Genomic DNA, 11,844 nt, shown 5'->3' on the forward strand with positions numbered 1-11,844 from the left:
CTCCTTCGACCTTGCCATCCACCGTCACGGTCTCGCCGGTGACGTACAGGTCGTCGAGAATCACCTCGTCGGTACCCACCACCACATGCTGCCCGCCACGGAATTCGATCGCCGTTGCGGGGACGGAGGCAAGCACCCCATAGGCAGCTGTCGCGCAAAACACGAATCCCGCGCTCCTCATCCGTTGTCGAGCTTGTCTCATTACGCATCTCCTCTTGTTGCCGACGAGTCTACGCCTCTACGGGGTGACGGTCGCGCCTACCGTCTCTCGCGCCCAGGATCCTCACGGACTTAAGGCGCACCATCAGCTGAGGTCGTAGACTACCCACTTCAGGCTCGTTGACAGGGAGGCCGTGACAGGAGGAGACCGTGATGGACGGAGTGCAAGAGATGGTCATCGCAGGCGGACCAGACGACTACCTCGAGGCCCGGCACGTCGTGTTGCGGGGCACCAACCGGGACATCGGTCGAGCCATCGGCAACATCGCCCGTTCTGCATTCGACTCCCAACCACTCGGCCCCACCAACCCGACTCGTGCACAGGAGTCGCGTCGCTACATTCACGAGCACTACCCCATCCACGAGCAGCGCATCCTCGGGGCGGCGGAGGCGTACGGCGTCGCCGAGGAGGACGCAACCTTCGTCGGTCTGCCGTACCTCATGCCACCACTGCCGGGGTGCTCCGTGGCGTTCGTGCCGCCGACCAGAACAGCGAACGGTGGTGGTCTCGTCAGTCGGAACCTCGATTTTCCGCTGGAGTTTGGCGCCGCCCCGCCCGATGCCGATCGCCTTGCCGGATCAGAGGCGCCAAAGGGGGTCAAGACCGCGTCCCGGCCCTATCTGTTCGAGGTCCATCCCGACCAAGGCTATCCGTCCCTGTACTTCAGCCTGTACGACCTGTTCGCCTGCTGCGACGGCATCAACTCCGAGGGGCTCGTGGTTGCCATGCTCGCGGACGACGAGTCGGCGGCCCAGTATCCCGGTCCGCCTGTCACCAAGGTCGGGGTGGGTCTCCATCCGCTTCAGACCACGCGCATGCTTCTCGACACCTGCTCCACCGTCGAGGAGGCCAAGCGGCAGCTGCTCATGACCAAGACCTACGCGTTCATGATTCCCGCGCACTTCATGATCGCCGACCGCCACGGCAACTCGTTCGTGTGGGAGTGGGCCTTCAAGCAACACACTGAGCACATCGTAGAGGGCGGAGGCGGCATTCAGCTCGTCACCAACCATCTGCTGCACGAGCCCGCGCCGGCCGAGGTCTCGGTCGAGGCCGACCCGGGGTGGACCCGCACCCGGCTGGCGAGGCTGACCGAGGCTGTTACCGGCCTTGGCGACGGCATCACATCGGGCCATCTGAGGGATACCCATGCCACCGTCCGCTTCACGACTGCGTTCGCCCGTGAAATGACGGGAGATCCGGAGGCGGACACCGTGGGACGCACGATCTGGCACGCTGTCTACGATATCGACGCCCGCACCCTCGACGTGTCGTTCTACCTGGGTGATAACGAAGACGGCACCGACCGGCGGTCGGAGTATCAGACCTTCCAACTGAGGGTGTAGGAGGAACCTGGAGGCGGCATGGAAGAACTGGATAGCCGAGGCAATGACCGCTCGGGGCAAGCCGACATCGAGACAGAAGAACTGATCGAAAAGGTCGCGCACGAGCTGGGTGGGAACGCTCGGGCAGACGTCGTGTTTGGCAAGCCGGTGGAACGTGACGACGTCACCGTAATCCCTGTGGCGGTTGCGAGCCTAGGACTGGGGGATGGGCGTGGCCTTGGAAAGGGGTCTCAAGAAGGGGCCGGTATCGGCGCAGGAATGCGGGTATCGCCTGTGGGCTACATCGAAGCGGGTCAGGGAAGGGTGCGCTTTCGTCGCATTCTTCCCACGTGGGCGTTCGTCTCGATCGCCCTGGGAATCGGCGCCTTCGCCGGGCTGCTGTTGTTTGGTGGCCGACGCGAGTCCTGATGACTCAGCCGGTAACCACACCCTGCGAGGCCGAGGTCTTTGCTCGCGGGCGCGGCCGCCGGTGTTGCCTGAGATCCAATCAACGGCGAGCACCGCGCGTCTCAGCCAGATACGCGCAGCCCCAGCCCAGGACGAGCAGGATCATGATCTCGCTGGCGAGCGTGATGGCCATCGGCTGGGTGGCGAACTCCTGCATTCTCGCGGGGCTCAGGCCAAAGAGCGGCGTGCCCAGCACACCGCACAAGCCCCAGGCGGCCATGAAGTAGAAGACATGACTCGCCATGCGGAGATCGGCCGCGGCTCGTTCCCGCGCGGAGAGATCCGGCCGGAGCCTCGCCCATCGCCAGGACAGGCCGATGAAGAACAGGAGAATGAGACTTCCACCGACACCGAACAGGAACGGGTGGATCGTCGGGACGACCCACAGCGCCAGCCATGCGATCACGGCCAGACCCGTGACCGAAAGAGCCAGCAGCCACCTTCTGCCCAGCCCGGCGGCAAGAGCCGCGCCCACCGCAACGACCACAGCACCAACGATCCCCGACGTAGTCCACAAGATCGTCATGCCCAGTCCGTAGGCACTGCCGTCCACGCCGACGGGCCCCGTCTCCCTGTACGCCGGTACGTACCACCAGGACATCGCCCAGCTCACCACCACCAGATAGGCGGTGCCGATCCCGAGGATTGCGAAGTCGGCAGTGCGGCGGTTCATTGTGTCCCGTCCATTCCGTGTCTCTCGGTCCTGTCGCTCTCTGCCCAAACCGAGCTCACAGTCCACGGTCCCGCCGCTCGGAACGGCCGGCGAGGCTTCAGATTCCAAGGGCCGGCACGATCGAAAAACTCATCGTGGGCACGATGCCCCACAGTCTACAGGCCGTTGGTGTCAACAGGGGGCCGAAGCCCTGGAAAACACCCCGTGATCGGTGGTTGCTGGTCGTGGCTCGGCACGCGTGAAGGACCGAGCGACCAGGGAATCGGCCGTCTCGGCATCGTTGGCCACCTGGCTCAGGCCGAGAGAGATCGCCGTCCAATTCTCTCAATCGCCTCCTGCACTTCGGGAGTCTGTGAGCTGATCCGGGTCTCTGCGTCCCTCTTGAACCGAAAATCGCAGTGGCTACAGCCATCTGCCAAGGTCTGTGTTCTGGTGAGGCCCCAGCCAAGAGCGTCGCTAAGCGCGATGTCCGACATGCACACATAGGGCGCGAACTCCTCCGCCCCCAGCTTCTTCGCCAGTTCCAAGTTCCCGCATCGGACATGGTCAACGCCGATATCGAAGGCCCTCCCGTCGCCTGTTAGGTAGCAGATCTCAAAGTCGCCGAGGCGCATGTGTTTCTTGCCCTCTTCCCGTCATACTGCGGGATCTTTCGGGAGGAACACGTCGAACCGACGGCCCCTGGGTCCTTCCAACCAGTGCCGCCGCTTGGAATCGAACCTTACTCTCGCCCTTCGAGGCTCGGGCCCGGTTCCTCGAAGGAACCACCGCGAGGCCAGACTCACCTGCCCCGGTGCTCGCGGAAGAGCTGACGGAGTAGCTGGTCGGCGCGCTGATCAGCCCCCGAAGAGATCTTGATTCCGTGGCTCGACCGCAAGCTCGCGACAGCGGATTCCATCTTCACTCTTCAGAAGTGGAGTCGTCCGCCGCAGCTGCGAGTCCTCGCGTCTATCGCCCACGCTGTCCCGAGCGCACGGTCCTTTACCGGCCCCCCGCCCTGCACTTCGAGCACTTCGTCCAGGTGAATGAGGAGCGTTTCCGCCAGCTCGATTCCGCGGACTACCAGGAGCGGGGATCGGACCCGCGCTGGCAGATCTCTGCTTGCCAACCCGTTTGGGTAGGTTACGAATACCCATTGGGGTGGGGTGGCACCCCCCACTTCCTGCTAGTTTTCAGCCGCTTCGATCACAGATCCGGGTGAACCGTCTCTAACCGGACCGGGTCGGCCTCCCCGCGAGGGCTCGGCTCAAATGGATCAAGGGCGGTTCCTACCTCTTGACTCGCAGGAGTACGGGCATGGCGGACGACAATTCACAGGGACGCTTTGAGGCCATCGCGGTCGGTCTGCTGTTCATGGTGCTGGCAGTCGCCATGGTCGCTCTCGGTTCTCGCGATTGGCTGCCGGAGCTGGCGTCGAGACATGGCGCCGGCGTCGACAAGATGTTGGTCTATCTCCTGGTGACTACGGGGGCCATGTTCCTGGTCGGCCATTTCGTGCTGGGATTTTTTGTCTGGCGTTATACACGGGGTGGTGGGGTACAGAACCGGATGGCGAGCCCGAAGATGGAGCGGAATTGGTCGATCGCCCTCGGACTTCTGATGACCCTGGTCGCAGAAGGCGGCGTTCTGGCGATCGGAATGCCGACGTGGACCGAGTACTTCGCCAGCGCACCGCCCGGCGATGCGCTGACGGTAGAGGTGACCCCGGAGCAGTTCGCCTGGAACGTGCGCTATCCGGGCGCTGACGGCGTCTTCGGCGAGACGGACTCGAGCTTGATCGAGCTCAACAACCCGATAGGAGTCGACCCCGAAGATCCCCGAGGTAAGGACGACTACACGGCGATCAACCAGATTCACGTGCCGGTGGGGCGCCCGGTCCGGGTGCGCTTGCGGTCCAAGGACGTGATCCACAGCTTCTTTCTGCCCCAGTTCCGGGTCAAGCAGGACGCGGTGCCGGGGATGACGATCGAGGTCTGGTTCGTGCCCACCAAGACCGGCAGATATGAGCTTCCTTGTACCGAGCTCTGCGGTCTCGGCCACTACCGAATGAAGGGCTTCTTCAACGTCCTGACCGCCGAGGACTTCGAGACCTGGAAGAGCGAGACGTTTGCAGCCGAGGAGGTCGGATGACGGACAAGGAACTCGGCTTCGTTCGCCGCTACATCTTCTCGACCGATCACAAGATCATCGGCATCCAGTACATCCTCACCGGCTTTCTGATGGCGCTGGTGGGCGGCGCGCTCGCCATGATGATGCGCATGCAGATCGCCTGGCCGGGGCGGCAGTGGGGCTTTCTCGAGGCGCTCTTTCCCAACGGTATGGCCGGCGGGATCATGACGCCGGAGTTCTACATCTCGCTGGTCACCATGCACGGAACCATCATGGTGTTCTTCTTCATCTCCTATGTCTTGGTGAGCGGCTTCGGCAACTACCTGATTCCGGTCCAGATCGGTGCCCGGGACATGGCGTTTCCGTTCCTGAACATGCTCTCCTACTGGCTGGCCGCGCTCAGCGCTCTGGTCATGCTGGCGTCGTTCTTCGCGCCGGGAGGGGCGGCCGCGGCCGGATGGACCGCCTATCCACCGCTTTCCGCGATCGCGAGCGCGGTGCCCGGCTCGGGGCTGGGGCAGACGCTATGGCTGCTGGCAATGGCGCTCTTCATCTTCTCGTTCACGTTGAGTGGGCTCAACTACATCGCCACCATCCTGTCGATGCGAGCGCCCGGAATGTCGATGTGGCGTCTGCCGCTCACCGTCTGGTCATACTTCGTCTCCGCCGTGGTTGGCGTTCTGGCGTTTCCGCCGCTCACGGCGGCGGCGATCATGCTCCTCTTCGACCGGCATTTCGGGACCAGCTTCTTCCTCCCGGACGGCCTCGTGGTGGCGGGTGAGCACCTCCCACATCAGGGCGGAACGCCGCTTCTCTGGCAGCATCTCTTCTGGTTTCTGGGCCACCCGGAGGTCTATGTGCTCATCCTGCCGGCGCTGGGTGTCGTCTTCGACATTCTGCCGGCCTTCACCCGTAAGCCGGTCTTCGGCTACCGGATGACCGCCTGGTGTTACCTCGCGATCGGCGCGCTCGGCATGATCGTCTGGGGTCACCATATGTTCGTGAGTGGCATGAACCCGTACTCGGGAGAGTACTTTTCGATCATGACCATGGTGATCACCATCCCGTCGGCAATCATCGGCGTCAACATGCTGGGAAGTGTCTGGGGAGGCTCGATTCGGCTCAAGACGCCGATGCTCTTCGCCCTGGGTCTGATCGCTTTCTTCGGCACCGGCGGCTTCGGCGGGATTTTCCTGGGTAACGCAACCGCCGACATTCAACTCCACGACACCTACTTCGTGGTCGGCCATTTCCATTTCATGATCGGTGGCGTCACGCTGCTCGGTACCTACGCGGCCATCTATTTCTGGTTTCCCAAGATGTTCGGCCGGATGATGAACGAGACCCTGGGCAAGATCCATTTCTGGGCGACGATCGTCGCCTTCTATTCGATCTTTCTGACCCAGCACTTCATCGGCCTGGCCGGAACGCCGCGGCGCTACTACGCCTTCATCGACTACGAGTTTCTGGCGCCGATGCGCGGCATGCAGACCTTCGTGACGTTCGCCGCCTTCGTCATGGGCGCAGCGCAGCTCCTCTTCGCGGTCAACTTCTGCTGGAGTCTGCTGAAAGGCAGGAAGGCCGGAGTGAACCCTTGGCGGGCGACGACGCTCGAGTGGACCCTACCTTCGCCGCCGCCGCACGGTAACTGGACCGGCGAACTGCCCACGGTGGAGAGGTGGGCCTACGAATACAGCGCCGATGAGGCCGAAGAAGATTTCACCGGCCAAACGGTCGATGCCAGCAGCGTACCGGTAACGTTCTAGGAGCTGGAACGTGTCGACTCGAACCTCTACCTGGAACATCTACCCGGCTCAGCTGGGCATGTGGTTTTTTCTCGGCACCGTCACCATGCTGTTCGCCGCCTTTACCAGCGCCTACATCATCCGGCGGGCCGCAGCCGATTGGGTGCAGATCTCGCTGCCGGCTGTCTTGTGGGCGAACACCGTGATTCTCGTCATCAGCAGCCTGGTTCTCGAGAGCGCCCGGTCGAGCCTCGATGAGAAACCCCACCCAGCGGCCGCCCGCTGGCTCGGGGTGACGATTCTGCTCGGCCTCTTCTTCGTGGCTGGTCAGCTCGCCGGTTGGCGTGAGCTCGTTCAGCAGGGTGTCTTCGTACCGACCAGCCCGCACAGCTCGTTCTTCTACATCCTCACGGGGCTTCACGGCATCCATGTCCTGGGTGGTCTGGCGTTTCTTTCCGCCGTCACGATCAAGGTGGGAGCCGGAGGCGACCTGAGCCACCTCAAACGTCTGGTTCGCCTGTGCGCCACGTACTGGCATTTTCTGTTGAGTCTCTGGATCTTCGTCTTCCTGGTTCTCGGGTGGCTCTGACGGAAAAGAGTGAAAGGAGACGGCAACGCATGACGAATACAGCCGAACAGGTGGCGGACTCGCGTTGGGCCGGCGGCGTGTGTCCCTTCGATGCCGGTTGGCGCAAGGTGATGATGTGGGCGTTCATCATCACAGACGGCCTGCTCTTCGCCGGTTTTCTTACAGGGTACGGTTTCGCGCGGCTGTCGCACACCAACTGGCCCGACGAGAGCGCCATTTTCAATCTGACCTTCATCGCCGCCATGACCTTCGTGTTGATCTCGTCGAGCGCGACCATGGCCAGTGCGGTGCGGGCCGCCGAAACCGGCGAGCGCAAGCTGGCGCAGCGGTTTCTTTGGCTGACGGCGCTCGGCGGCCTGGTGTTTCTCGCCATGCAGGCCATGGAATGGTCGACCCTGATCGGCGAGGGCGTGCGGCTCTCCGGCAATCCCTTCGGAGCGCCGCTCTTCGGCTCCTACTTCTTCCTGATCACCGGCTTCCACGGCACGCACGTGCTTTCGGGCGTGATCATCCTGGTGGTGACAGCGTTGCGTTGGGGCCGCGAGATCACTAAGCCCGAAGGCGTCGAGATGGCGGGCTTGTATTGGCACTTCGTGGACCTCGTGTGGGTCTTCATCTTCACCGTGTTCTATCTGCTCTGAGGAGGATGGAGATGGCGAAACCGGAATCGCGCGGCGGCTACAAGCTGTATTGGCAGATCTGGCTGATTCTTCTGATCGTGACCCTGGTCATGATCTTCATCGATCGGCCGGCTGCTCGGGCGCTCGCCGAGGAGCCCGCCGCGGGGCCGTCGGCGACACTCGTATTGATCCTGGTCTTCGCGATGCTCTTGAAAGCGACTCTCATTGCGGGTTACTTCATGCATTTGCGCTACGAGCGGCTCTTTCTCCGCCTCAGCGTCCTGTTCGGGTTGTTGATCAATGGAGCGATCCTTTTCTTCCTGATCCTCCCCGACGGTCTACGGATTCTGGAGATGAACTCACCGTGAACAGACACCTGCCGCTGGTGGTGATGGCCGCTGTCGCTGCCTTGTTTCTGCCGGAAGTGGTAGTCGCTCAATGTGCGATGTGCCGCTCGGCGTTCGACTCCCCGGAAGGGCTCATTCTGGCGGCGGCCTTTCGCAGGGGCATCCTGTTTCTGCTCGGGGTGCCGTTTGCCGCGGTCGGTGTCATTGCCGGGCTGATCATTCGCGAGCAGCGCTCCGGCGGAGACGAGCCGAAGCCGTAACGGCCCGTACCGGCTCCACAACTCTCCGGGTTCCTGAAGGCATTCGTATCCTACCCGTGAGGGTGGTGACTCCCTCGAACACCGGGCCATAGGCTTTGTCGATTCCCAGACCCTGGCTCTGTCGAGGCCGCCGTGACGGCCGCAACGCCGAGGGACTACCATCCGACCGCGTCTCGAGAGGAGGTTTCAGTGTCGAGATCACACGCTCAGCACCCCCCAGGTCCCAAGGGCCTGCCCTGGTTCGGCAGCCTGCGGGAGATCCGCGACGATCCGATGGCGTTTCATACCCATGTCGCGCGCGATTACGGTGGCATCGCCCGCTTCTTCTACGGTCGCAAGCCCACCTATCTGGTCGCCGAGCCGAAGCTGATCCGGGAGCTGCTCGTCGACCACGCCGACAACTACACCAAGGACAGGCGCTACAAGGCCCATCGGGATTTCGTCGGCGAGGGTATCCTGGTGGCCGAAGGTGAAACTTGGAAGCGCTTGCGTGGGGCACTGAACGCGGGGATGTCGCGAACGAGGATCGCCGACCACGTGGACTGGATGGCGGATCGAATCGCGAGACACCTGGACACCTGGCGACCGCACGTCGACAGTGGTGAGCCCCTGGACATTCAGCATGGGCTCGAGGATCTCAACCAGCTGCTCATCGGTCGTTGGGTTCTGGGACCGGGATCCGAACAGGCGGTGGCACGCGTTATCGAGATCGTTCATCGGATGCAAGCCAACTGGCCGAAGCCCCCCAAGGGTCTCTTCGGCTCCTGGCGCTTGCCACCGCTGGGCCGGATACGACGACTCAAACAAGTCCTCCGCGACATCAACGAATGCCTGTATGGGGCGATCCAGGAGCAGCGGAGAACCGGGGCCGAAAACAACGGCATGCTCTCGCTTCTGGAGAGGGCCCGGGACGAACAGGGTGGGTTCACCGACCGTGAGATTCGCGACCAGCTGGCCACCCTCTACTTTGCCGGCTTCGAGACCTCGGCGGCGACCGCCACGTTTCTTTTCTATCGACTCTCGCTGCAGCCGCAGCAGCGAGAGCTGCTCTACGACGAGGTCGATCGGGTGCTCGGCGGGCGCAATCCGACGAGCGAGGACATGGACAAGCTGGAGTACACAGAGCGGGCGATCCGAGAGGCCCTACGGCTCTATCCGCCGGCATACAACTTCTCGCGGGTGGCACTGGAGGACGACAGCATCGGCGGCTGCCACATACCCGCCGGTGCGATGGTCATCGTCTCTCCCTATGCCACGCATCGTCTGAAGGAGCACTGGCCGAATCCGGAGGGCTTCGATCCCGATCGGTTCCTTCCCGAGCAGGTTGCCGAGCGCGATCCCCATGCCTTCATTCCGTTCGGCGCCGGCAAGCGCATGTGCATCGGGTCGCACCTGGGACTCGCGCAGGCAAAACTGATGGTGGCGCAGGTCGCGCAGCGGTATCGGCTCGATCTGCTTGCGGGCCATCCCTTCGAGCGCATTCCCGGGACGGTCATGCGCGCACGCTTCGGAATGCCGATGCGGGTCCTGCCGGTCTGAGCTCATCGCCCTGACGGGATCCCGTAGCCGTCCACCAGAATCGTGGCATGATGCATGGGGCACGAGCTCCCAGGGAGACTCTGTTTCTGTCTCTGTCTCTGTCTCTGTACTCTGTCCGAAGACTCATGAGTTCGAGCTCGTCAACGGGCGCTTCACCCTCTACATGAACGCGCCGCCCTCGGTCGGACTCCCCTACGGCTCGTATCCAAGGCCCGCGCTCGCCTGGCTTTCGACGGAGGCCTGCGTTCCAGGTCAATCTCTGGAACGAGGCACGGAAGCACCGGATCTTGGAACAGCAATATCTGGATCGCCTTCGCGATGAGATCGCTCTCGCGGTACAGAGCTTGGAGCAGCGCCGGACCTTCACCTGTGTGCCGTCAGGCAGGCGGGCGCACCGTAGCACAGCCGAGTGGACTCTCTACTCGCCGCGATTGACCTCGAAGCGAAAGACATCCGGGCGCGCGTAATGGCCGGCTGAGTCGAACATGCGCTTCGCCGCGGGGACCAGGTCGAGGTCGAGATCCGCATAGAGAATCTCCTGCGTTCCTTTCGCCGGTCCGACGAGGACTTTCCCCATCGGGTCGATGACGCAGCTATTGCCCTGGTTGACCCACTCCCGGTCCTCCGGATAGAGCTTCCTGAACTCGTAGCTTTCCGGAATCTCCTCCACGCGGAGCGCCTGGCAACAGTTCACGACGAACATCCCCCCTTCCCGCGCGATGTGCCGCATCGCGAGAAGCCAAGGCTCGCTCGAATCCCAAGTGGGGGCGACGTGGATCTGCACTCCCATCTGGTACATCGCTTGCCGTGCCAGGGGCATGTAATTCTCCCAGCAGAGCAGCCCACCCAGCTTCCCGATCGGGGTGTCAAAGGCATGCAGTGTCGTCCCGTCTCCCTGGCCCCAGACCGTTCGCTCGCCGCCTGTCGGCATCAGCTTGCGGTGGGCTCCCAGGACAATCCCCTCATCCGAGATATAGAGAAGTGTGTTGAACAGACTCGAGCAAGAGGCCTCCGCGTTCCTTTCGTTGACTCCGATCGCCACGTGGATGCCGCCAGCGCGTGCAGCTTCGCAAAGCTGTTCTGTGAACTCATCCGGGATGGTCACCGCGTTCTCCAGCAGCTCCCTGTAGTACGCATTCAACGCTGCCCCGTCGCTGTTCTTCACGAGCCACACCCAGTCCGGATATCCCGGAACGAAAGCCTCTGGAAAGACGATGAGCTCTGCCCCTTTCCAAGATGCCTCAGCGATGAGCGTGCAAGCCTTCTCTACCGACGCGCGCCGGTTCAGGAAGACTGAAGACTTCTGAGCGGCGGCGACTCTCAGTGGATCGCGAGTAGCTGGCATGTTGACCTCCTGGGAGAATCCGAACCGCTATTCTGACGCGTTGGCCGAGAGGGTTCCAAGGAACTCCCGTAAGGGCACCTTAGTTTGAGCTACCAGAATCATTGTAAGCCCTTTAGATTCCATGGTTTACATGGCAACACTGGTGTCCCCAACGGGAGAGATTTGGAACACCGTTTTCGCCCAACTCGAATCCTTTAACTCACTGAGGGACATGAGCTTAGCCGCCTGAGGCTTTCGCCCTGACGCGTGCTGACAACTGTCCGCATCGCCTCGGGGAGGTCCTGGAGCGGACCGTTTGGAACACCCGTCCCAAACGGCGCACCAAATCCCAGAAGCTCGCTAAGGAAGCGCTCGAGATCGAAGCCGAGGAAGCCCGGACCGTCGGCGCCCTCGGCTTCATGGCCCGGATCCTCGTTCAGGCGACTCTCCCCCACAGTCGGCCGAATTCGCACGAGTTCGAGCGCGTCAACGGCCGCTTCACCCTCTACATGAATGCGCCACCGCCGGTCGGGCTGCCCTAAGGCTCCTATCCGCGGCTAGCACTGGCCTGGCTCTCGACCGAGGCAGTCCGTACCCGGAGCCGCGAGATCGAGCTCGGCCCGAC

General features: G+C 62.7%; 13 protein-coding genes and 1 pseudogene. 10 read left to right on the top strand and 4 right to left on the bottom strand.

The features are described 5' to 3' along the window. Positions 1–202, bottom strand: a 202-nt coding sequence (locus GY769_25895) for a hypothetical protein (GenBank protein ID MCP4205359.1), incomplete at its 3' end; no start/stop codon positions are given. Between the two features lie 170 nt (positions 203–372). Here GY769_25895 and GY769_25900 point away from each other — a divergent pair. Continuing rightward, positions 373–1,566, top strand: coding sequence for a linear amide C-N hydrolase (locus GY769_25900; GenBank protein MCP4205360.1), 1,194 nt, complete (start codon positions 373–375; stop codon positions 1,564–1,566). 18 nt (positions 1,567–1,584) lie between these two features. Continuing rightward, positions 1,585–1,974 (top strand): hypothetical protein, encoded by a 390-nt coding sequence (locus tag GY769_25905; protein ID MCP4205361.1) that lies wholly within the window; start codon positions 1,585–1,587, stop codon positions 1,972–1,974. A gap of 79 nt (positions 1,975–2,053) precedes the next feature. On the opposite strand, the gene GY769_25910 is transcribed toward GY769_25905, so the two are convergent. Further along, positions 2,054–2,686, bottom strand: coding sequence for a hypothetical protein (locus GY769_25910; protein MCP4205362.1), 633 nt, complete (start codon positions 2,684–2,686; stop codon positions 2,054–2,056). 293 nt (positions 2,687–2,979) lie between these two features. Then, positions 2,980–3,300: an L-2-amino-thiazoline-4-carboxylic acid hydrolase gene (locus GY769_25915; protein ID MCP4205363.1), complete on the bottom strand. Its 321-nt coding sequence runs from the start codon at positions 3,298–3,300 to the stop codon at positions 2,980–2,982. A 682-nt stretch (positions 3,301–3,982) separates the two neighbouring features. Between GY769_25915 and GY769_25920 the strand changes: the two genes are divergently transcribed. The 7 genes from GY769_25920 to GY769_25950 all read left to right on the top strand — a co-directional run bounded on the left by GY769_25920 (position 3,983) and on the right by GY769_25950 (position 9,895). Continuing rightward, a complete protein-coding gene (locus GY769_25920; protein ID MCP4205364.1) occupies positions 3,983–4,816 on the top strand; it encodes a cytochrome-c oxidase in 834 nt (277 codons plus the stop codon). Next, positions 4,813–6,561, top strand: a complete 1,749-nt coding sequence (locus GY769_25925; protein MCP4205365.1) for a cytochrome c oxidase subunit I — start codon at positions 4,813–4,815, stop codon at positions 6,559–6,561. Before GY769_25920 ends, GY769_25925 begins: the two co-directional genes overlap by 4 nt. A gap of 10 nt (positions 6,562–6,571) precedes the next feature. Continuing rightward, on the top strand, positions 6,572–7,129 hold the full coding sequence (locus tag GY769_25930; GenBank protein MCP4205366.1) for a cytochrome-c oxidase: 558 nt from the start codon (positions 6,572–6,574) through the stop codon (positions 7,127–7,129). Between the two features lie 29 nt (positions 7,130–7,158). Further along, the gene (locus GY769_25935) at positions 7,159–7,770 is read left to right on the top strand and encodes a cytochrome oxidase subunit III (protein ID MCP4205367.1); all 612 of its coding nucleotides are present in this window, start codon (positions 7,159–7,161) and stop codon (positions 7,768–7,770) included. 11 nt (positions 7,771–7,781) lie between these two features. Beyond that, on the top strand, positions 7,782–8,117 hold the full coding sequence (locus GY769_25940) for a cytochrome C oxidase subunit IV family protein (GenBank protein MCP4205368.1): 336 nt from the start codon (positions 7,782–7,784) through the stop codon (positions 8,115–8,117). Next, complete coding sequence (locus GY769_25945) at positions 8,114–8,356, top strand: hypothetical protein (GenBank protein ID MCP4205369.1); 243 nt, start codon at positions 8,114–8,116, stop codon at positions 8,354–8,356. The genes GY769_25940 and GY769_25945 overlap by 4 nt, the downstream gene beginning before the upstream one ends. A gap of 189 nt (positions 8,357–8,545) precedes the next feature. Next, the gene (locus GY769_25950; protein ID MCP4205370.1) at positions 8,546–9,895 is read left to right on the top strand and encodes a cytochrome P450; all 1,350 of its coding nucleotides are present in this window, start codon (positions 8,546–8,548) and stop codon (positions 9,893–9,895) included. A 418-nt stretch (positions 9,896–10,313) separates the two neighbouring features. Here the strand turns inward: GY769_25950 and GY769_25955 are convergent, their stop codons facing one another. After that, on the bottom strand, positions 10,314–11,240 hold the full coding sequence (locus GY769_25955) for a carbon-nitrogen hydrolase family protein (protein ID MCP4205371.1): 927 nt from the start codon (positions 11,238–11,240) through the stop codon (positions 10,314–10,316). Positions 11,241–11,638: 398 nt separating this feature from the next. Between GY769_25955 and GY769_25960 the strand changes: the two are divergent. Continuing rightward, positions 11,639–11,844 (top strand): annotated as a pseudogene (locus GY769_25960) (pirin).

It is taken from the genome of bacterium, from assembly GCA_024224155.1.
Lineage (GTDB): Bacteria > Acidobacteriota > Thermoanaerobaculia > Multivoradales > JAHEKO01 > CALZIK01.